Annotated in this window: 15 protein-coding genes; 12 read left to right on the top strand and 3 right to left on the bottom strand. The window is 67.8% G+C overall.

What is annotated here, in order from left to right; all coding sequences use genetic code 11:
- The 6 genes from AAHG09_RS06845 (at nt 1) to AAHG09_RS06820 (ending at nt 7,617) form a co-directional block, all read left to right on the top strand.
- Nucleotides 1–1,239 carry an amidohydrolase gene (locus tag AAHG09_RS06845; RefSeq protein WP_342106169.1) on the top strand — a complete coding sequence of 413 codons (1,239 nt, stop codon included), beginning with the start codon at nt 1–3 and terminating at the stop codon, nt 1,237–1,239.
- Complete coding sequence (locus AAHG09_RS06840; protein ID WP_342106168.1) at nt 1,236–2,147, top strand: LysR family transcriptional regulator; 912 nt, start codon at nt 1,236–1,238, stop codon at nt 2,145–2,147. The genes AAHG09_RS06845 and AAHG09_RS06840 overlap by 4 nt, the downstream gene beginning before the upstream one ends.
- A gap of 101 nt (nt 2,148–2,248) precedes the next feature.
- Nucleotides 2,249–3,133: an NAD(P)-dependent oxidoreductase gene (locus tag AAHG09_RS06835; protein ID WP_342106167.1), complete on the top strand. Its 885-nt coding sequence runs from the start codon at nt 2,249–2,251 to the stop codon at nt 3,131–3,133.
- On the top strand, nt 3,133–4,671 hold the full coding sequence (locus tag AAHG09_RS06830) for an aldehyde dehydrogenase family protein (RefSeq protein ID WP_342106166.1): 1,539 nt from the start codon (nt 3,133–3,135) through the stop codon (nt 4,669–4,671). The genes AAHG09_RS06835 and AAHG09_RS06830 overlap by 1 nt, the downstream gene beginning before the upstream one ends.
- 339 nt (nt 4,672–5,010) lie before the next feature.
- On the top strand, nt 5,011–6,381 hold the full coding sequence (locus tag AAHG09_RS06825; protein ID WP_412759996.1) for a DUF3100 domain-containing protein: 1,371 nt from the start codon (nt 5,011–5,013) through the stop codon (nt 6,379–6,381).
- Between the two features lie 78 nt (nt 6,382–6,459).
- Nucleotides 6,460–7,617, top strand: coding sequence for a M20 aminoacylase family protein (locus tag AAHG09_RS06820; protein ID WP_342106164.1), 1,158 nt, complete (start codon nt 6,460–6,462; stop codon nt 7,615–7,617).
- Nucleotides 7,618–8,325: 708 nt separating this feature from the next.
- Here AAHG09_RS06820 and AAHG09_RS06815 read toward each other — a convergent pair.
- A complete protein-coding gene (locus AAHG09_RS06815) occupies nt 8,326–9,057 on the bottom strand; it encodes an SDR family NAD(P)-dependent oxidoreductase (RefSeq protein WP_342106163.1) in 732 nt (243 codons plus the stop codon).
- 82 nt (nt 9,058–9,139) lie between these two features.
- Here AAHG09_RS06815 and AAHG09_RS06810 point away from each other — a divergent pair, with 82 nt between their 5' ends.
- The 4 genes from AAHG09_RS06810 to AAHG09_RS06795 all read left to right on the top strand — a co-directional run bounded on the left by AAHG09_RS06810 (nt 9,140) and on the right by AAHG09_RS06795 (nt 13,741).
- Nucleotides 9,140–9,562, top strand: coding sequence for a winged helix-turn-helix transcriptional regulator (locus tag AAHG09_RS06810; protein WP_342106162.1), 423 nt, complete (start codon nt 9,140–9,142; stop codon nt 9,560–9,562).
- A 151-nt stretch (nt 9,563–9,713) separates the two neighbouring features.
- Entirely contained in the window at nt 9,714–11,519 is a 1,806-nt protein-coding gene (locus AAHG09_RS06805) for a glycoside hydrolase family 15 protein (RefSeq protein WP_342106161.1), read from the top strand.
- Nucleotides 11,520–11,922: 403 nt separating this feature from the next.
- On the top strand, nt 11,923–12,807 hold the full coding sequence (locus tag AAHG09_RS06800) for an SDR family NAD(P)-dependent oxidoreductase (RefSeq protein ID WP_342106160.1): 885 nt from the start codon (nt 11,923–11,925) through the stop codon (nt 12,805–12,807).
- 127 nt (nt 12,808–12,934) lie between these two features.
- The gene (locus tag AAHG09_RS06795; RefSeq protein WP_342106159.1) at nt 12,935–13,741 is read left to right on the top strand and encodes an SDR family NAD(P)-dependent oxidoreductase; all 807 of its coding nucleotides are present in this window, start codon (nt 12,935–12,937) and stop codon (nt 13,739–13,741) included.
- A gap of 65 nt (nt 13,742–13,806) precedes the next feature.
- Here the strand turns inward: AAHG09_RS06795 and AAHG09_RS06790 are convergent, their stop codons facing one another.
- Together AAHG09_RS06790 and AAHG09_RS06785 are read right to left on the bottom strand one after the other, a co-directional pair.
- The gene (locus tag AAHG09_RS06790) at nt 13,807–15,894 is read right to left on the bottom strand and encodes a catalase (RefSeq protein WP_342106158.1); all 2,088 of its coding nucleotides are present in this window, start codon (nt 15,892–15,894) and stop codon (nt 13,807–13,809) included.
- 574 nt (nt 15,895–16,468) lie between these two features.
- Nucleotides 16,469–18,592 (bottom strand): putative bifunctional diguanylate cyclase/phosphodiesterase, encoded by a 2,124-nt coding sequence (locus AAHG09_RS06785; RefSeq protein ID WP_342106157.1) that lies wholly within the window; start codon nt 18,590–18,592, stop codon nt 16,469–16,471.
- A 360-nt stretch (nt 18,593–18,952) separates the two neighbouring features.
- Here AAHG09_RS06785 and AAHG09_RS06780 point away from each other — a divergent pair, with 360 nt between their 5' ends.
- A complete protein-coding gene (locus AAHG09_RS06780; protein ID WP_342106156.1) occupies nt 18,953–19,708 on the top strand; it encodes an N-acyl amino acid synthase FeeM domain-containing protein in 756 nt (251 codons plus the stop codon).
- 33 nt (nt 19,709–19,741) lie between these two features.
- Nucleotides 19,742–20,902 carry an MFS transporter gene (locus AAHG09_RS06775; RefSeq protein ID WP_342106155.1) on the top strand — a complete coding sequence of 387 codons (1,161 nt, stop codon included), beginning with the start codon at nt 19,742–19,744 and terminating at the stop codon, nt 20,900–20,902.
- Nucleotides 20,903–21,015 lie beyond the last annotated feature (113 nt).

The following is a 21,015-nucleotide window of genomic DNA, read 5'->3' as shown; positions in this document are numbered from 1 at the left end:
ATGACGTCGAGCACCGAACCGCGCGCGGACGCCCCCTGCGACCTGCGCCTCCACGACGCCGCGCTCGCCGACGGAAGTCGGGTGACGATCGACATCCGGGGCGACCGTGTAGCGGCGCTACGCGATCCCGGCGCGCCGCTGCCGCCCGCCACCCGCACGATCGATCTCGGTGGCGCCCTGGTGCTGCCGGGCCTGTCGGACGGGCACGTCCACCTCGACAAGTGCCTGCTCGGCCTGCCGTGGCGCCCGCACGCGGCGGTGGGGTCGGTCCGCGCGATCATCGACGCCGAGAAGGCGTTCCGCCGGGCCACGCGGATCCCGCTTGCCGAGCAGGGCGCCGAGGCGCTCCTCGAAGGCATGCTCCGCGGCGGCACGACGAGCCTGCGGACCCATGTCGACATCGACGACGTCACGCGGCTCGACAACCTCGCCCAGATCCTCGACCTGCGGGCGCGCTGGGCCGACCGGATGCAGATCCAGATCGTCGCCTTCCCGCAGAGCGGCATCCTGGGTTGCCCGCCAGTCGCCGAAGATCTGGACGCGGCCCTGCGGATGGGGGCGGACCTCGTCGGCGGCCTCGACCCCGTCGGCATCGACGGCGACCGCGACGGTCACCTGGACATCGTCTTCGCCCTGGCCGAGCGGCACGGCAGAGGCATCGACATCCACCTTCACGACGGCGGCGCGGCCGGCCTCGCCACGATCGCGGCGATCGCCGCGCGCACCGCGGCGACCGGGCTGAGCGGGCAGGTCACGATCAGCCACGCCTTCGCCCTGGCGGACACCGACGACCTGGAACTTGGGCGGATCGCGGAAGCCCTGAACCGGGCCGGCGTCGCGATCCTCAGCAGCGTGCCGGGCGGGGCCCGCTGCCCGCCGATCCCGCGGCTGCGGAACCTCGGCGTCCCGGTCTGCTTCGGCACCGACAACGTCCGCGACTGCTGGAATCCCGCCACCGTCACCAGCATGATCGCCCGCGCCCAGCTCGCCGCCTACCGGTTCGACCTGCGCGGAGACGCGGACCTCGCGGGGCTCCTCGACCCGATCACCGTCACCCCGGCGCGGGTTCTGGGCCTCGGCACAGGCGCGGTGGCGCCCGGCGCGCGGGCCGATCTGATCGCCTTCGCGGCCGGCGGCGTGCCGCAGGTGATCGTCGAGCGCCAGGAGCCCGTGCTCGTCGTGGCGCGGGGCGCCGTCGCGATGGACCGACGCGGCGCCGCCGGGGACCCGCCGCCGTGAACGACCGCGCCCTGCGCTACCTGCTGGCCGTCGTGCGGGCGGGCTCGGTCCGTGCGGCCGCCGAGGTGCTGAACGTCGCCGCCTCGGCGGTGAGCCGGCAGATCATCGAGCTGGAGACGCAGGTCGGCGAGACCCTGCTTGAGCGCCTGCCCCGGGGCGTGGTCCCCACGGAGGCAGGCCGTCTGGTCGCCGCGCACGCGCAGCGGCAGGCCGACGAGGCGGCGCTGCTGGAGGACCAGCTGAAGCGCCTGCGCGGGGTGCAGCGGGGCACGATCAGCCTGCGCTGCGGCGCCGGCTTCCTGATCGACCTCCTCGACAACGCACTTGCCGGGTTCGCGCAGGACCATCCGGGCATCGCCTATCAGGTCGAGATCGGCACCACCGACGGGATCCTCGCGGCCATCGCCCGGGGGGACGCGGATATCGGCCTCGTCTACAACCCACCTGCCCACCCGGATGTCCGCGGTGTCGTCACCGCTCGGCAGCCGCTGTTCGCCATCCTGCCGAAAGGCCATCCCCTCGCCGACGGGGGGGCGCCGATCCCGCTGCGCAGCTTCGCCACCGAGCCCGCCGTTCTCCTGCCCCCAGACCATGGCGTGCGGCAGCTGATCGGACGCGTCGAGGCCGACGGCGGCTTCCGTCTGGTACCGCGGCTGGAGACCGCGTCCTTCGAGCTGCACCGCCGTTTCGTGATGACCGCCATGGGCGTCGCGTTCCTGCCCCGCTTCGTGGTCGCGGCCGAGCTGCGGGCCGACCTCCTGAACGCGGTGCCGCTGCGCGACGCGATCCTGTCCGAGGCGACCGCCCACCTCGTCATCCGGGCCGGGCGACGGCTGCCCGAGGGCGCAGCGCGCCTGCTCGGCTGGCTGGCCGACCATATGGTGGCGTTCCGTCCCCCACCGGCCTGACGTCACCGTGCTGGATTTCCGCACGTTGCGTGCAGAAATCCATGATTGTGGCAACGCTCTATTGCCGGGATCATCCTCCCGCACGGTGAGGACGGATCGGCATGACCATCGCAACGGTAGGCGTCGTCGGGCTCGGCAATATGGGTCTGGGCATGGCCGCGACCCTGGCCCGCAAGGGCTTCGTGGTCCTCGGCTACGACCTCGACACGGCCCGGCGCCCCGCCGCCGAGGCGGCCGGCGTCACCGTCTTCGACGCCCTCAACGACGTGCTCGGCCGGGCCGACGCCCTGGTGTTCTCGCTGCCGCTGGCGCGGGACGTGGAGGCGGTGGTCACAGCGGAGGGCGGGCTGCTCTCCCGGACCGACCGGAAGGTGGTGGTGATCGACACCTCGACCTCGGATCCCGGCACGACCCGGCGCCTCGCCGAGCGCCTCGCCGCGGCCGGTCACGCGCTTCTCGACGCCCCGGTGAGCGGCGGCCCGTCCGGCGCAGCCGCGGGCACCCTGACCATGATGATCGGCGGCGCCGGGGCGGATTACGAGCTGGCCCGGCCGGTGCTGGAGGCCATGTCGGCCCGCGCCCCCCATGTCGGGCCCTCGGGCGCCGGCAACATCGTCAAGCTCGTCAACAACCTGCTGGTGGCGGCCCATCTCGTCACCACCGGCGAGGCTCTGCGCCTGTCCGAGGCCGCGGGCCTGTCGGCCGAGGAAGCGGTCAAGGTCGTCAACACCGCCACCGGCCGCAGCGCAATCAGCGAGGTCATGGTCCCGCGCTGGGTCCAGTCCGGCACCTTCGACAGCGGCTTCTCGGCCGGCCTGATGCGCAAGGATGTGCGCCTCGCCCTCGAACTCGCCGCCGAATGCGGGATCGACCTACCGCTTTCCGCCGAGGTGAGGCGGATCTGGCAGGCCACGCAGGCCGCCATCCCCGACACGGCCGACTTCACCCGCATGGCCGATTACCGCGATCCCAAGGGAGCCCACTGATGTCCGGCATGCCGCACTCGCCCGCCGCCGACCGGGTCTCCGCACTCCTGGCCGACCTACTGCCGGGCGGCCGGATCGGGAGCGTCGTGGCCGGCGAGATTCTCGCCGGGACCGGCGCCGCCCTCGATCTCACCAACCCCGCCGATGGCGGCGTACTCGCGACCTTCGCCGATGCCGGGCCGTCGGTCGTCGAAGCCGCCATGGCGTCGGCCCGCGACGCCCAGCGCGCGTGGTGGGGGATGAGCGCCGCCGCGCGCGGCCGGGCGATGTGGGCCGTGGCCGCCCTGGTCCGGCAGCACGCCGTCGCGCTCGCCGAGCTGGAGACCCTCTCGGCCGGCAAGCCGATCCGCGACACGCGCGGCGAGGTCGCCAAGGTCGCCGAGATGTTCGAGTACTACGCCGGCTGGTGCGACAAGCTGCACGGCGACGTCATCCCGGTCCCGACCTCGCACCTGAACTACACCCGCCACGAGCCGTTCGGCACCGTGGTGCAGATCACCCCCTGGAACGCCCCGATCTTCACGGCAGGCTGGCAGATCGCGCCGGCGATCTGCGCCGGCAACGCCGTGGTGCTGAAGCCCTCCGAGCTGACGCCCCTGACCTCGCTGGCGCTGGGCCTGCTCTGCGACCGCGCCGAGGGGATGCCGCGCGGCCTCGTCTCGGTGCTGGCGGGCGCCGGCCCGACCACAGGCGCCGCGGCGGTCGCCCATCCCGAGACCCGGCTCGTCGTGTTCGTGGGCTCGGCCGAGGCCGGTGCGCAGATCGCCGCCGCGGCGGCCCGCGCCATCGTGCCGAGCGTTCTGGAGCTCGGCGGCAAGTCGGCCAACATCGTGTTCGCCGACGCCGATCTCGACCGGGCGCTGATCGGCGCGCAGGCCGCAATCTTCGGCGGCGCCGGGCAGAGCTGCGTGGCCGGCTCCCGCCTCCTCGTGCACCGCTCGATCCACGCGTCCTTCGTCGAGCGCCTGTCCCACGCCGCCGCGCGCATCCCGGTGGGTACGCCGACCGACCCGGCGACGCAGATCGGGCCGATCAACAACCGGCGCCAGCGCGACAAGATCGCCGCCATGGTCGATGCCGCCGCGGGGGCGGGGGCCACGATCGCGGCGGGCGGGGCCTGCCCTGCGGCCCTGCGCGACACGGGCGGCTTCTACTACGGCCCGACCATCGTGGACGGCGTCGCGCCGGACGCGGCGATCGCCCGGGAGGAGGTGTTCGGCCCGGTCCTCGCGGTCCTGCCGTTCGACGGCGAGGACGAGGCGGTCGCGCTGGCCAACGGCACGCCCTACGGCCTCGCAGGCGCGGTCTGGACCGGGGACGGCGGGCGCGGCCACCGGGTCGCGGCGGCTCTGCGGGCCGGCACCGTCTGGGTCAACGGCTACAAGACCATCAACGTGGCCTCGCCGTTCGGCGGCTTCGGCCGCTCGGGCTTCGGCCGCTCCTCGGGCCGCGAGGCGCTGATGGCCTACACCCAGACCAAGAGCGTCTGGGTCGAGACCGCCGCCGAGCCGGCCGTGACCTTCGGCTACGTGGGCTAGGCCGGTCTCGCGAGGGGAACCGGCGACCGACCAGGAACGACAACGGAGAAAGCGCCCGCCCGACCAAGGCGCACGACCCTCATCCCACCTGCCCCCCTCATCCTGAGGTGCTGCGAAGCAGCCTCGAAGGAGGGCTCCAGGGATCGCAGGTTTATCTGGAGGGCTCCTTCGAGGCCCGCTGACGCGGGCACCTCAGCATGAGGGGGTGGGTTGGACGGCCGATCAGAGGCTGACCGGTGAATGCGCCCCGCGAGCCGGGTCGACCAAGAGGATCAACCGACAAGCTGGCCATCAAGACCGGCAGGCGGAGCAATGGGCAACCTCGGGAGGGCATGGAGGATGACGATGGCGGGCGAACTCTTCGCAACGAATACGCGGCCGGTCGCGCAGCCCGTCTCGGGCGGCGGCAAACTCACGCTGTTCCTGCTCGCCCTCGTCATTGTCGTCATCGCGGAGGCGATCGGCAACGTCAGCATTCCGGTGGGCGCCGGCAAGATCGTGCTGCTGCCGCTGCTCTGGGCCCTGCTGCTGGGCGGTGCGCTGGGGCTGATGAGCCCCCGCCTGCCCGCGCCGCTGAGACTGTCGGAGGCGCTGCAGAACGCAGCCGGCGCCTATCTGCAACCGGCGCTGCTGATCTTCATCGCCAAGCTCGGCCTGCTCGTCGGCGGGTCGCTGCCGAAAATCCTGGCCTCGGGCTGGGCCCTGGCCTTCCAGGAATTCGGCCACTTCTTCGGCACGATGGTGTTCGGCTTGCCGGTCGCCCTCCTGCTCGGCATCAAGCGCGAGGCGATCGGCGCGACCTTCTCGGTTGGCCGCGAGCCGAGCCTCGCCATCATCGGCGAGCGCTACGGCATGGATTCGCCGGAAGGGCGCGGCGTGCTGGCCGAGTACCTGACCGGCACGGTGTTCGGCGCGGTGTTCATCGCCCTGCTGGCCGGGCTGATCGCCAGCCTGAAGATCTTCAACCCGCTGGCCCTGGCGATGGGCGCCGGCGTCGGCTCCGGCAGCATGATGGCCGCCGCCTCGGGGGCGATCGCGGCCCAGCAGACGCCCGAGGTCGCCAAGGACGTCGCCACCTTCGCGGCGGCCAGCAACCTCGTCACCACCACGATCGGCACGTACTTCACCCTGTTCCTGTCGCTGCCCTTCACGATCTGGGCCTACGGCAAGCTGGAGCCGATCCTCGGCCGCAACCGGCCGGACGCCGCCCGCCCGGCCGAGGTCGATCCGCAGGCTGCCGCGCCGGCCCATCAGGAGGTGCGGATCGGCCTCGGCGAGACCGTGCTCGCCTGGATCCTGATCGGCGCCTACGGGCTGATCGGCAACTGGCTGACCTACGGCGTCGTCCCCGACGCGCAGGTCGTGGCCGGGATGGCGATCATCATCGGCACCGTGCTTGCCGGCTGGGGCCTGTACCTGCTCCTCGGCCGGCGCCTGCCCGCCGTCCTCTGGGTCTCGATCATCGGCATGGCGCTGACCTATCCCGGCACGCCCTACGCGGCCGAGATCGCCGCCCTGACCGGCAAGCTTAACTTCCTGGCGCTGGCCACGCCGATCCTGACCTTCGCGGGGCTCTCGGTCGCCAAGGACGTGCCCGCCTTCCGCCGCCTCGGCTGGCGGATCGTCGTCGTCTCGTTCATGGCCAATGCCGGGACGTTCCTCGGCGCGGTCCTGATCGCGCAGTTCTTCATGCACCCGCCGCTGGGGTGAACCGCCGCGCGGAAGGGCGTAGGGTTGGGACGGGGGATCGAGGCGCTCCGGCGGCCTCCGGCAGGTGAGAGAGTTCACATGGGCATCGAGGCGGAGACCGTGGAGCGGATGGTCGCGTGGCGGCGCGACCTGCACGCCCATCCCGAGCTGGCCTTCCAGGAGGTCCGCACGGCGGACCTCGTCGCCCGGGAACTGGCCGCCTGCGGCCTGTCGGTGAAGACCGGGCTCGGCCGCACCGGCGTGGTCGGGACCCTGAACCGGGGCGACGGCCCGGCCATCGGCCTGCGGGCTGACATGGACGCCCTGCCGATCCAGGAGTCGACCGGCGCCGCTCATGCATCCCGGACGCCCGGCGTGATGCATGCCTGCGGCCATGACGGCCACGTGGCGATGCTGCTCGGCGCGGCGCGGCACCTCGCGTCGCGCACCGATCTCTCCGGAACCGTGCACTTCATCTTCCAGCCGGCCGAGGAACTCGAGGGCGGCGGGCGCGCCATGGTCGAGGACGGCCTGTTCCGGCAATTCCCGTGCGATTCCGTCTACGGCCTGCACAATTGGCCGGGCCTGCCGCTCGGGACCTTCGCCACCCGGATCGGCGCCATCATGGCCTCCCTCGACACGTTCGAGATCACGGTCGCCGGGTTCGGCACCCATGCGGCCATGCCGGAGTGTGGCACCGACACGCTGGTGGTCGTCTCCGAGATCGTCCTCGCCCTGCAGACCATCGTGAGCCGCCGGATCGCCCCCACGGAGCCGGTCGTGCTCAGCGTCACGCAGATCCACGGCGGCGACGCCTACAACGTCATTCCCGAGCGCGCGGTCATCCGTGGCACGGTCCGGTGCCTGAGCGACACCGTGCGCAAGCGCGTCGCGGAGCTCGTCGAGGCCATCGCCGGGGGCATCGCCGCCACGCATGGCGCCAGGGCGGATGTGTCCTATCGGTTCGGCTATCCGGCCACCGTCAACACGGGCGATGCCGTGGGGATTGCGCTCAAGGCCGCCGCGGCGGTCCCTGACATCACCGTGCGGCACGGCGATGTCGTGCCCTCCATGGCCTCCGAGGACTTCGCCTACATGCTCGAAGCCTGTCCGGGCGCCTATGCGTGGATCGGGACGGACGGGGCTGAGCGCGGCGCGCCGCTCCACAATCCGGCATATGATTTCAACGACGACGCCCTGCCTGTCGGAGCGGCCTATTGGGCCGCCGTCACCACGCGGTTGCTGGGCGCGCGCTAGCCGATCCGCGACGACCCGAAGCCCGGGGGCGTGCCGCTCGCGCGCCCGACGCTTCGGGGCGGGTGCGGCTCCAGCGGCTCGGATGGGGACAGCCCGAGCACGGCGACCCGGCGCATGAGCGGCGGCCCTCCGTCGCGGACGTAGCGACGCGATGCGCGCACGCGGCAGCTGTTTGGGTTGTCCGGCCCATCTCCACGAGCGCGCGGATCGAACTGCCGACGGCTCCGGTCAAGTCCGCATCATAGGCGTCACAAATCGTGCAGCCGCGAGCAAGCGTCACTGGCGTGTTCGACCGCGACTCCGACCAGCCCTCAGTCCATGGCGAAGCGATCGAAGCCCTGGCGCATCGGTGAACCCACCGATCAACCGGAGCCAGAAACGTCAAACCGGCCAGAAGGCCGGTCCGCAGAGATCAATGCTGTTGGGAAAAGAGATGGTAGCGAGGGAGGGATTTGAACCCCCGACACAAGGATTATGATTTGAGCGTGAGCACGGCTAAGTCATTGATAGAGCAGGGGATGCAGGGTGCTGCGCTAGTGGTGCGCTAGATCGATCGAACTCGCAGTTGGATGGCTGACGGCTGTCGAGAATGGCTGCTTAGTCGCATGTCACGCTTGCCTATGGAGTCCGCTCGGGGTGGATTTCGGCTGGTCTGCTTCGGGGAAGAAAAGCCGCCGAAGCGGACATGCCGAAACCGACGTAGCGGAACTAGATTTGGCTCATTCCGCCGTCGACACAGAGTTCGGCCCCCGCGACGAAGCTCGCCTCGTCGCTCAGCAGGAACAGCGTCGCCGCAGCAACCTCTTCCGGGCGCGCCATGCGTCCGAGCGGGATCGGTGCGATCAGCGCGGCCCGCCCCTCCTCCGGCACGTTCGCCATCATGGCGGTGTCGGTCGGCCCGGGGGCCACGACGTTCACGCGGATGCCCTGCGGGGCCAGTTCCGCGGTCCACGTGCGCGCGTTGGAACGCAGCGCTGCCTTCGTGGCGGCGTAGGTCCCGTAGGGCGTCACACCCATGACGTCGGCGATCGATCCCATAAGCACGACGGATCCACCGCGCTCCATCGCGCCAAGAGCTGCCTGCAACCCGAAGACAGCTCCACGCACGTTGACCGCGAAGTGGCGGTCGAAATGCTCCGGCGTCCCGTCGCGCAGGGTCGCCGGTTCGGAGATGCCGGCGTTGAGGACCAGCGCGTCGATCCGGCCGTGCGTCTCCCGCACCGTCGCCACGACGCGGTTCAGATCCTCCTGGAGGGCCGAGTCGGCGACGAGACCCCGAGCACCGCCCCCGACCCTCGCGGCAGCCGCCTCGACCTCGTCGGCGCGCCGTCCCGTCAGGACGACCGACGCGCCCTCAGCCGCCAGCAGCTCGGCGACCGCCAGGCCTATGCCCTTCGCCCCGCCGATCACGAGGGCGACCTTGTTCACCATGCGAGCCATCGCCGTATCCCTTCAGCTGCGATGGCCTCCCAGATACAGATCATATATCTGCTATCAAGAACGCACTTGGAATAGACTAGATATGGCCGACGATACCGATCCGGATGCCGCGTACGCCTGCGCGCTCGCCGACATGGCGCTGGTCCGCCCGGTGCTGGACAAGATCGCCGACAAGTGGACGATCCTGATTCTCACGGTACTCTGCCCGCAGCCGGCACGGTTCAACGCGATCAAGCGGCGGCTCGACGGCATCACGCACAAGGCGCTGGCGGACGCGTTGAAGAGGCTTGAGCGCAACGGTCTGGTGACTCGGACCGTGCTGCCGACCGCCCCCATCGGCGTCGAGTACGCGATCACGCCGCTGGGTCATTCGCTGCGTCAACCGTTCGAGGCCCTATGCGCATGGGCGCTGGAACATGGGGCATCGATCGCGGCGGCCAACCACGAGCACGAAGGCGGTAGGACCAAACCATCCGTCGGTGGCAGGCCCTCCACGAGCATCTGACGAAGAGGTTGGCGTCGCTGATCGGCAGCTCCCCCAATTGGGCGCCCTGAGGCCGACGGACCGATTTCGCCGCATCGCACACATATGATGTCGCATCTGCACAACGGCCGGCTCGCCCTATCATCACGGTTCGTCGTCAGGAGCCGTACGCGTGCTGAAGCCGTTCCCCCGTTCCGGCAGACCCGTCGAACGCGAGGACGGCTATCTCCCCCTGGAGGCTTATGCGGCCCTGGGCGAAGGGCGCTCGGTTGCGCTCTCCGGTGCCGACGGGTCGATCGACTGGTGGTGCTGCCCGAACCTCGACTCGCCTCCGCTGTTTGACCGCCTGCTCAACCCGGACGGAGGCGGCTACTTTGCCGTGACGCCCGATGCACCGTTCACCTGCGAGATCGGCTACCGCACCGGAAGCAACGTCCATGAGACGGTGTTCACCACCGCGACCGGCAAGGCCCGTCTGACCGAAAGCCTGAACAGCGGCAACGCCGGCCGCCTCCCGTGGGCGGAGCTTGCGCGCCGGATCGAGGGCCTGGAGGGACACGTCCGCTTCCGCGTCGAGCTCGTCTTCGGCACCCGGGGCGATACGGCTGGCCCCTTCCTCTCATCAAACGGCAGCGGCAGCGCCTTCCACGTCGCCGGTCTGATGGGCCTGTTCCGCTATGGCGACTGCGTCGTCGTCGATGCGGAGGACGATCACGCCATCAGGGCCAGCGTCTCGGTTGAGGCCGGGCAGAGCGCGACCGTGGCCATAATCGCCGGCGAGCACGAGCCTCTGGTCGTCGCGCCGATCGCCGACATCGACCGACGCATCGAGGTATCGTGCAAGGCGTGGCGGGCTTGGACGGAGGGGCTGGGATACGCCGGGCGGTACCGTGAACAGGTTGAGCGCAGCGCCCTGGCGCTCAAGCTCCTGCTGTATTCGCCCACCGGCGCCATCGCGGCCGCCGCGACTACCTCCTTGCCCGAGGGCATCGGCGGCAAGAAGAACTACGACTACCGCTACGCCTGGATCCGCGACGCCGGCTACGTCATCAAGGCCTTTCTCCGGCTCGGGGCCCACGCGGAGGCCAGCGCGGCGCTGGCGTGGATGTTCCGCCACCTGGGGGAGCACGGCGCGCAAGTCTTGTTCACAATGAACGGCGCGCCCGTATCGGACGAGGAGGAGTTCGATCTCCCCGGCTACCGCAACTCCCGCCCGGTCCGGACCGGCAACGCGGCAACCGGGCAGCACCAGCACGGCATCTACGGCGACATCTTCGAGACGGCCGCGCGGTTCGTGGCCGGCGGCGGGATGCTCGACCTGCGCAGCGGCGCCCTGCTGGCGCGCCTGGCCGACGAGTGCGCCGAGCGCTGGAAGATGAAGGATTCCGGGATCTGGGAGCTGCCCGAGAAGCAGCACTACACGGGCTCGAAGATCAGCTGCTGGCAAGCGCTGGCCCGGGCGGTCGAGATGGCCGATGGCGGGCATCTGCCCGGAAGCTGCCGGGACCGTTGGGCGCGTGCCCGCGACCGGGTGGCCGCCTGGATCGACGAGCACTGCTGGTCCGAGCAGCTTCAGGCCTACGCAATGTATCCGGGCAGCGACAGGCTCGACGCCTCGCTCATCCTGGCCGTTCGGTTCGAGTTCGGCAATCCCGATCGCTTGCGGGCGACCTGCGAGGCCATCGACCGCGAGCTCGGGCGCGGCCCCTATCACTACCGGTACACCGGGGTCGACGCCGAGGAGGGCTGCTTCCTGGCCTGTACGTTCTGGCTCGTGGAGGCGCTCGCCTTGCTCGGGAACGAGCGGGACGCATCCGCCAAGTTCGAGGCCGTGGTGGCGGCGCTCGACCGCAACTCCGGGACATATTCCGAGATGGCCGATCCGGCGACGGGGGCGTTCCTCGGTAACCTGCCCCAGGGGCTGACGCATCTCGCCCTGATCCAGTCGGCCGCGACCTTGTCGGGAATGGACCTCTAGCGGCTTCCGATCCGGTCCTTGCGGGTGAGGCCCGATCGGTCCGGCATGGGCGCGTGAGATAACCCTCCGGGGTGGGGGGCGACGTGTCCGTCCATCTCGCCATGGATATTCCATCAAATCGCAGGGCTCCGCGTTTCAGCCCCCGTCGGTCGATGACCGGGCAACGGGTCCGGTCGATGGCGAGCCAAGCCTTTCGTTCGCGCTTTTAGCTAGCTCTATGACGGACGGCTGCGACGCTTCCGAGGATTTCTTCGCGAACCCCTGCCGTCGGAGTGCTCGCCTGGGCCAAAGCCGACGAGACCACGGCGGCTTCACATCGCGCAGTCGTTACATGCCGAAATTCCATCCGCTGCGTTCGGGTCTACGACAGCCCTTCGACGGGGCGAGGATTCCGAGGCTCGCGATGGCAGATTCTAGTTCGAACTCCCTGTTCCGATTGGACGGTAAGGTCGCGGTGGTGACGGGTGCGGCCCGCGGCATCGGCCGGGCCTCCGCGGCCGCCCTCGCCCAGGCCGGCGCGGACGTTGTCGGCATCGACATCGCCGGGCCGGTCAGCTCGATCATGGAAGCGGCGAAAGCGACACCCGACGAGTTGGCGGATACGGGACGCATGGTCGAGGCCGCGGGGCGTCGCTGGCTCGGGCTGACGGCCGATCAGCGCGACATCGGCGCACTGCGGAACGCCGCCGACAGGATCGTTCAGGCCTTAGGCGGCATCGACATCCTGTTCGCTAACGCCGGCATCCAGGCGTTCAAGCCCCTACTGAAGATGGAAGATGCGGACTGGCATGATCAGATCGACGTCAACCTGACCGGCACCGCCAACGCGATCCGGGCCTTCGCTCCCCACATCGTCGCCCGCGGCGGCGGCCGCATCATCGTCACGTCGTCGACCCAGGGCCAGCACGGCACCCTGAACGGCTCGGCCTACTCGGCCTCGAAGTGGGGCATCATCGGGCTGATGAAGTCGGCCGCCCTCGAACTCGGCAAGCACCGCATCACAGTCAACGCCGTCATCCCCGGCCTGATCGACACGCCGCTGACGCGCCACGAGGAGCGGTACACGCAGGCCCTGCAGGTCGGCAACAAGGCGCCGTCCGGGAACGAGGCCGAGGACGAGGAGGCCGCCAAAGCGGCGCTCGCCGGCAAGTCGCCGCTCGGCGTGCCCTGGATCGATCCCGACGACGTCGCCCCGGCGGTCGTGTTCCTGGCTTCCGATGCCGCCCGCATGGTCAGCGGCACGAGCTACGCCGTGACCGCCGGAGACAGCGCCAACGTGACGGCCTGAGGCGAGAGCGTGCGGATACAGCCAGACAGAGAGTGAACCGGGCCGACAGCATTTGCCGCAGGATGGGTGGCCGCCGGAGCTCGGCGGTCCGCGTTCTCCATCCATCATCGCAAGGGAGTGCAGGCACATGGATCTCGGGATCTCAGGTCGCGTCGCCGTCGTCACAGGCGCGAAATCGGGCATGGGCCGCTCGACCGCCGAGCACCTGCTGCGCGAGGGCGTCCACGTCGTCCTGACCGACAAGGAAGGTCCCGAACTGCAGGTTACGGCCTCGGAGCTGGCGGCGCTCGGCCAGGTTCGCGCGGTCGAGGCTGACCTCAGCACGGCGAAGGGCATCGAGGTGCTCGCCGCCTTCGCCAACATGGCCTTCGACGACAAGCCCACCATCCTCGTCTGCGCCGCCGGCATCACGGGTGCGTCCGGCGACTTTCTCGAACTCACGGACGAGGACTGGATCGAGGCGATCCAGACCGACCTCATGGCCGGCGTGCGCGCGACCAGGGCCTTCATCCCGCATATGCGCACGGCAGGCTGGGGCCGGGTCGTACTGTTCTCATCGGAGGACGCCGTGCAACCCTACATCGAGGAGCTTCCCTACGCCGCTGCGAAGGCCGGCGTCCTCAACCTCGCGAAGGGATTGTCGAAGGCCTACGGGCCGGACGGCGTACTCGTGAACGCGGTTGGCCCGGCCTTCATCGCGACGCCGATGACCGACGCTCAGATGGAGAAGAAGGCCAAGGAGAAGGGCATCTCGTTCGACGAGGCGATCAAGCTGACGCTTGACGAGGAGCGCCCCGGCATCGTCGCCAAGCGCCGTGGCCGGGCCGAGGAGGTCGCAGCCGCGGTTACGTTCCTGTGCTCGGAACATGCCAGCTTCATCACCGGCGAGTTCCTCCGGGTCGACGGTGGTTCTGTTATGACCATGGGGGCCTGAGGTCGGCTTGCGAATCCACGGCCGTTCGGCGGCGATGTGCGTACCGAACGGCCTTCACTGCCTGATCAGGCCAGCGTGCGGACCTTGGGCTCGCGGTCCCAGTAGCGCTTCTTCGCCGCCTCAACGAAATCGTTGAGGTCGGTCACGCCCTCATCCACCTCGACGCCCGCCTTGTCGAGCAGCGGCTTTGCGGCGGCGTTGGCGCCGATGGCCTTCAGGTGACCGAAGGCATCCATCACCCACTGCACCGCGGCCGCTTCCTTCACGAGCTTGCCGGCGGCCTTCTCGGAGAGAATCACCGCGCAGCCATCGACCGTGACCGAGGGTTGACCGAACAGTTGCGCGTCGGCGGCGATGGCCGAGCCGTCGGAGAGCGGCACCTTGCCGACCTTCGGGGCGATGGTCATCGCATGGCCGCCCGCGGCCGTGATGGCCTTTTTGAGCGACTTCAGCTCATCCGCATCCGTCCCATCGGCGATCAGAATGCCGATGGTGCGGCCTTCGAGCGTGTGCCGCTCGAGGGGACCACGTATGATGCGCAGGGCCGGTGACGGCGCCATGTCCAGGACCGGTGCGGCGGTCGGCGAGGCGGGGGGCAGGTCCATCGTCAGTCCATCGGCGACGCGGGTCGCCAAATCCTCATCGACGTTGCGCAGGTTGGCGAGCATCGTCAGCCGGATGTGTTCCAGGCTCACCTTGGATAGTTCGAAGACCAGCGCGGAGGCGATGTGGGCCTGTTCGGCCGAGTCCATGGACCGGAAGAACAGCCGCGCCTGGCTGTAGTGGTCGGCGAAGCTCTCCGGCCGGATGCGCAGCTTCTGCCCCTCCTCCTCCGAGGGGAAGGTCACGTAGCCCTTGAAGGCGTCCTCACGGGCGCCGCCCGGCTCACCCGCGCGGGCGAGGCTGTTCGGCTCGTAGTTGGCGCGGCCCTTCGGCACCGCCATCTGCATGCGGCCGTCGCGCTGCTGGTTCATGAACGGGCAGCCCGCCGCCGCAGCCCGCCCCTTGGCGGCGTTGATCGGCAACTGGTGAAAGTTCACCGAGCCGAGCCGCGAGAGCTGCGTGTCCGTGTAGCTGAACAGACGGCCCTGGAGCAGCGGATCGTTCGAGAAGCCGATGCCCGGCACGACATGGCTCGGCACGAAGGCCGCCTGCTCGGTTTCCGCGAAGTAGTTGTCCGGGTAGCGGTCGAGCACCATGCGCCCGACGATCTTTACTGGCAGCACCTCCTCCGGGATGATCTTGGTCGCATCCAGGACATCGTAGGGCTGGCTGTTAGCGAATGCCTCGTCGAACAATTGCACGCCGAGTTCCCAAGTCGGGTAGTCACCGCGCCCGATGCGCTCGAACAGGTCCCGGCGCTGGAAGTCCGGATCGGCTCCGGCGATCTTCACGGTCTCGTCCCAGATGGTCGAGGCGAGGCCGGCCTTGGGCTTCCAGTGGAACTTGACGAAGGTGCTCTTTCCTTCCTTGTTAATGAACCGGAAGGTGTGGACGCCGAAGCCCTCCATATTGGCGAAGGTGCGCGGCAGCGTCCGGTCCGACATGGCCCACATGATCATGTGGGTCGACTCGGGCATGAGGCTGATGAAGTCCCAGAACGTGTCGTGGGCGGTGGCCGCCTGCGGGTAGCCCCGGTCGGCCTCCATCTTGGCGGCGTGGATCAGATCGGGAAACTTGATCGCGTCCTGAATGAAGAACACCGGGATGTTGTTGCCGACGAGATCCCAGTTGCCCTCGCGCGTGTAGAACTTGACGGCGAAGCCGCGCACGTCGCGCGGCGTGTCGATCGAGCCGGCGCCGCCCGCCACCGTGGAGAAGCGGGTGAACACCTCGGTGCGCTGCCCCTTCCGCTGGAACAGGTCGGCGACGGTGATGTCTGCGAGGCTTTCCGTGCACTCGAAGTAACCATGCGCGGCCGAGCCACGCGCATGGACGATCCGCTCCGGGATGCGCTCGTGATCGAAGTGGTTGATCTTCTCGCGGTAAACCTCGTCCTCGAGCAGGACCGGCCCGCGGAGCCCGGCCTTGAGCTGGTTCTGATTATCCGAAATCGGCGTGCCGTGGTTGGTCGTCAGCACGGGGTGATCGGCGTCGGCGGTCTGGTGGGTCTCGCCACCGTGGCCGGCGTTAAGCGAGGTGAGTTCGGTCATGGCATCTCTCCTTGGCAGGAGGCCAACCGAAAGCTGAGCCGTAAGTTTCCACCATCGCGCGAGAGCGGTGAAGGGGCCATGCCGGTCCGTGCAATCGCTCCAACAAGCCGGCCGCAGGGCCCGGCGTGTCTGCTTCACCGCGATTGCGCCTTGAAGCAGACCAGCGGCTTACGGCCAAACTCTGCCACGCTGCATTACCGATGAGCGTAAAAATGGTCGTTCGGCTTCGCGCCCATTGCGGGCATTCAGCTGAAAGCGGCGGCCTCTTGGAAGCAGACGTTCGTGGCATCTGCTGAGTGGAATACGATCAGTCTGCATTTGGGCAGGACGCGTGAACGCTAACTTCGAGTGATACGGAAGCTACCGCAACGGTCGGTTCGCTTTGATCTGTCCCCAAGCATTGCGGCAACTGCAAGGTTGCTAGCGCCGGCTTGGCTAAGACTGCCCGCTACTCAGTCGATAAATCACTGCAATAATTCAATGAACGAACTTTTAATAAACAATCGAAATTAACAAATTGCAAATATTGGAGGAAACATTTCCTTGGAGTCAGATAACGTCTGACGCCGTCGGCCTATAATCTATCAATTGCATGAATAATATCGCCGAATATTTCGACGGGTTGAGGGCGCCCGATGAAGTACCCCTGAACTTCGTCGCAGCCAGAGGCCGACAAAAACTGCAGCTGTGCCGCCGTCTCGACCCCTTCCGCGACGACACCCATCTTGAGGCTGTGACCGAGGCCAAGGACAGCTCGGACAATCGCCTTCGATTGTGGATTGGCATCCATACTGCTGACGAAGGATTGATCGATTTTGATCTTGTCGAAGGGAAACGCTTGCAATGTTGCCAGCGAGGAATAGCCCGTACCGAAATCGTCCATACTGATGTGGATGCCCATCGCTCGAAGGCGGTGCAGGACGGCACGTGCGCGCTCTAAATCGTTGATGATCACCGTCTCGGTGACTTCGAGTTCGAGCCGGGCAGGCGATAGGCCAGTCTCGGCCAGGATTGCGAGAATGCGCTCGGGCAGATCGACGTCGGAAAACTGCCGGGGGGACAGGTTGACGGCGATTTTGAGCGGCCGGGCCCAGCCTGCCGCCTCGCGGCAGGCTGCGCGCAAGACCAATTCGCCCAGCGGTAGGATCAGGCCGGTTTCCTCCGCCAGCCCGATGAAGGTCGCCGGTGCGATCGATCCCCGGACGGGATGGTCCCAGCGGGCGAGGACTTCGAAGCCGACGATTTCGCCCGTGTCGCTCCGGGCCTGGGGTTGATAATGCAGGGCGAGCGTCCCGCTCGAGATCGCGTGCCGCAGGTCGATCTCGAGACTGAGGCGGTCGGCGGCCCGATCATCGAACGCAAATTCGAACATTCTGAAGGTACCGCGCCCGTCGGCCTTCGCTTGGTACAAGGCGAGATCGGCGCGCCGGAAGACGGTCTCGCCATTCACGCCGTGCTCGGGGGCTAGAGCGATCCCCACGCTGACGCCGACCTGGACGGATTGTGCGCCGATGAGCGTCGGCACTTTGACCGCGGCGACCAGACGAGCGGCGAGATCGGACATCGTTTCCGAGCGGTCGACGTCAGAGACGAGGATGGCGAACTCGTCGCCGCCCAGGCGCGCGACCACGTCGCCGGCCGGAACGATCCGCTTCAGACGGCCGGCCATCTCCCGTAGCAACGCGTCGCCCGCCAGGTGACCGAACGTGTCGTTGACCGCCTTGAACCGGTCGAGGTCGAGACAGAGCACGGCGCATCCGCCGCCACGCCGCTGCAGGGCGTCGAGACGCTGGTTAAGGCATTCGTGAAAGAGGGTTCGATTCGGCAGATCCGTCAAATCGTCGTGGCGTGCCATATGCGCGATGCGTCTCTCGTTCTGCTTGCGCTCCGTGATATCGGTGAAGGTCCGGACCGCGCTGCCGTCCGACAGGGGTACGGTCCTTATCTCCAAGACGGTGCCGTTCGGGCGCTCGCGCTCATAGGTCTGCGGTCGCGATTCCAGGCCACCGCTCGCGACCCAGCCCTGGAAACTCGGATCGGATTTGGCGAAATCGTCCTGCTCCTGCTGATAGCGCACGACCGTCGAGAAGCTCGGCTTCGACTGCATCATCGCGGCGGGCAACTCGAGCAGTTCGATGGCCCGGGCGTTACAGACCTGCACGATTCCGTCGGCGTCGATCATGAGCAGTCCCTGATCCATCGTGTTCAGGGTGTTCGTCAGCAGCGTGCTGGTCTCCTGAAGACGCTGCTCAGTGCGGCGGATCTCGGTTACGTCCAGCACCGTGCCAAACGTCACCACCGCTGTGCCTTCCGGATTGCGGTCGCATCGACCGCGCACCAGCAGTTCGCGGACCTCGCCGCTCGGCTGAACGATCTTGGCCGGGTACTCAAATCGGGTGCCGGCGGCGATGTGGTCGTTCAGCAGCGCCAGGACCCGCGCGCGATCCTCGGGGTGGTAGGCATTCAGTACAGGTTCGCGCGTGATCGTCACGTCTTCCGCGAACCCGAACATGCGGCGCGCCTCGTCCGAGAAGTAGCCGAGGCCGGAAATCTGGTCGAATTGCCAGTGGCCCACATGGGCCATCTCTTCGGCCATGACCAGCAGACGATGGGCCTCAGCGATCGACGTCCACGCCTGAGCCGCTTCCCGCGTGGGCGGCACGACCACATCGCCTGATTGCGAAGCAGAAATCAGCACGTGGAAAGGTCCGACGACAGCACGTGAGAATGACGATGCCGCCTCGTCACTTCGATACCATTAACGTCGCAATCGATCTCGCGGCATCTCGCCCCTGAGTATCGACAAGATTGCTTGGATTTTCTCACTTTCGGTCGCGTGCAGTGCCACGATCGCCGTGACGAAAGGCGCGTTCCGATCGGGATCCTCGCCGCGGGCAACCCACGAATCCAGCCGGCTGAGACAGTCCGCACCAGCCCAGCCCTCGCTTCAACGTCGCCGGCGGTATGTCGGTCTGCGTAAAATTTGATGATCGGCCGCACGTGCAAACGCCCTGCCGATAGGGTTAATGATTCCTTACCGAGCTCGTGAGGATCCCTGATGCCCACCATCGAAGCGATTCGCCCGCAAGGCCTCAACGCGCGCGCTATATCCCTGCTCGAGCGCATCACATACCGTCGCGCCATCGATACCGAAGACCGCGAAGCGATCTTCCGCCTCCGCCACGAAGCCTACCTGCGGGAGGGCGCGATCACCGCCCGGGCGGATCAGCGTTTCACCGACGCCGTCGACGAGCAGAAGAACGCTTTCATCTACGGTGTCTACGTCGATGGCACGCTCTCCGGCTCGATCCGTCTCAACATCACGCTGCCATACGCGAGTGCTCTGCCGACGACCGCCGTGTTTCCGGACATCGTCGGACCGATGATCGATGCCGGCTGCATCATCGTCGACCCGACCCGGTTCGTGGCAAATCCGAACCTCTCACGCCGGCTACCGGAGTTGCCCTACTTGACGCTGCGGCTCGCGTGGCTCGCCATGGAGCATTTCGAGGGCGAGTATATCCTGCTTGCGATCCGCCCCGAGCATCGCGCCTTCTATCGCCGATATTGGAGCGCAACGGAAATGTGCGAGGCCAGACCCTATCCGAAGCTGACCAAGCCGGTGGGATTGTCGGTCGTGAACTATCTGGAGGTGAAGAAGACGGTTGAGAGCCGGTATCCCTTCCTGGCCTCCACCGACGCGGAGCGCGCGAGCCTGTTCGCGCCACACACCGTCCCGGTGGAGGCTGATGACACCCACACCGAGATCTGGCAGATCGCGCCGGCCCGAGTGGAGCGCAACGCCAGCGTTTAAGGGAAGCGATTGTCGAGACGGCCCGACACGCCGGTGAGCGACCGACGATGGCTCATACTGACCGTCCTCTTCATCGCCCGGACGGCCATCGCCTATCAGTTCGAGTCGATCGCGGCCGGATCCTTCTCCCTGACGGAAGGCACGCAGCTGAGCTTTGCACAGCTCGGCCTTCTGATCGGCTGCCACATGCTGCCCGGTGTCGCGCTCGCGCTGCCGGGCGGTCTGCTGGCTCAGCGGTTCGGAAGCAAACCCATCGTCCTCGTCGGACTGGGGTTGATGATCATCGGCGCCCTGACGATGGTCACCGTGACGGTGCCGATGCTCTTTGCCGGCCGCATCATCAGCGGGGCAGGCGGGGTTCTCCTGAACGTCGTGCTCACGCGCATGGTCACGGACTGGTTCGCCGGTCGTGACGCCGTGCTCGCCTTCAGCATCTTCGTAGCGAGCTGGCCCCTCGGCATTGCGCTCGGGCTCGTGACATTGCCGGCAACTGGTATCGTCTATGGTTGGAGCGGCATCGCAATCGTAAGCGCGCTGCCAAGCCTACTCGCCTTGGTTCTTGTATATATGTTTTACCGCGACCCACTTCAGCTCGCGGATATGCGCTTTGCTGCAACCGTAGGGCTTAGATTGCGCGATTACGCGCTCGCGACTAGCGCAGGCGCTGTTTGGGGCCTCTATAACGTGTCCCTTGTCATCTTCTTGTCGGCGGCTCCTGACCTCTTTCTGGCGAACGGTTACACACTGGCTAACGCCGGCTTCATCTCGAGTGTCCTCGGATGGGTGCTCGTCGTCGTGCTGCCCGCAGGTGGCTGGATCGCGCAGCGTGTCGCGCGTCCTGTAGCCTTCACGGTCGCAAGCCTCATGCTCGTTGCCGGCGCGGCCGTCGCGATGGCGCTTGGTCCCCAGACGATCGTCGCCCTCTTGATCCTGTCCGTGATCTTCGGCCTGCCGGCGGGGTTGCTGCTGGCGCTCCCGGGTGAATTGCTCTCCGCCGAGAGTCGCGCCGGCGGCATGGGGATGTTCTATCTAAGCTTTTACGTATCCATGACGGCCCTGCCGGCGGTCGCCGGTCTGATCCGCAATGCGACACACACTGTTGCCGGTCCAGTTTTATTTGGGGCGTGTATGGCCCTCCTTGCGGCCCTCGGCATGCTCCTGCTGGCGCCGCATCGTCAGACGGGCGCAGTCTGATGGCAGTGTGATTGCTGGGTTTCATCGTGCTCGATCGTTAGGCGGGGTTTTCCACCAACGGTTGCGACTGCCTTGATCAACAGTCAGGAGCGGAGACAGCGCCCAATGGGTGG

The sequence above is a fragment of the Methylobacterium guangdongense genome (assembly GCF_038442355.1).
GTDB lineage: Bacteria > Pseudomonadota > Alphaproteobacteria > Rhizobiales > Beijerinckiaceae > Methylobacterium > Methylobacterium guangdongense.
This window is presented reverse-complemented; position numbering and strand designations above follow the sequence as displayed.

Coding starts and splice junctions, on each gene's coding strand:
- AAHG09_RS06845 (WP_342106169.1), top strand. CDS start 1: ATGACGTCGAGCACCGAACCGCGCGCGGACGCCCCCTGCGACCTGCGC.
- AAHG09_RS06835 (WP_342106167.1), top strand. CDS start 2,249: ATGACCATCGCAACGGTAGGCGTCGTCGGGCTCGGCAATATGGGTCTG.
- AAHG09_RS06830 (WP_342106166.1), top strand. CDS start 3,133: ATGTCCGGCATGCCGCACTCGCCCGCCGCCGACCGGGTCTCCGCACTC.
- AAHG09_RS06825 (WP_412759996.1), top strand. CDS start 5,011: ATGACGATGGCGGGCGAACTCTTCGCAACGAATACGCGGCCGGTCGCG.
- AAHG09_RS06820 (WP_342106164.1), top strand. CDS start 6,460: ATGGGCATCGAGGCGGAGACCGTGGAGCGGATGGTCGCGTGGCGGCGC.
- AAHG09_RS06815 (WP_342106163.1), bottom strand. CDS start 9,057: ATGGCTCGCATGGTGAACAAGGTCGCCCTCGTGATCGGCGGGGCGAAG.
- AAHG09_RS06810 (WP_342106162.1), top strand. CDS start 9,140: ATGGCCGACGATACCGATCCGGATGCCGCGTACGCCTGCGCGCTCGCC.
- AAHG09_RS06800 (WP_342106160.1), top strand. CDS start 11,923: ATGGCAGATTCTAGTTCGAACTCCCTGTTCCGATTGGACGGTAAGGTC.
- AAHG09_RS06795 (WP_342106159.1), top strand. CDS start 12,935: ATGGATCTCGGGATCTCAGGTCGCGTCGCCGTCGTCACAGGCGCGAAA.
- AAHG09_RS06790 (WP_342106158.1), bottom strand. CDS start 15,894: ATGACCGAACTCACCTCGCTTAACGCCGGCCACGGTGGCGAGACCCAC.
- AAHG09_RS06780 (WP_342106156.1), top strand. CDS start 18,953: ATGCCCACCATCGAAGCGATTCGCCCGCAAGGCCTCAACGCGCGCGCT.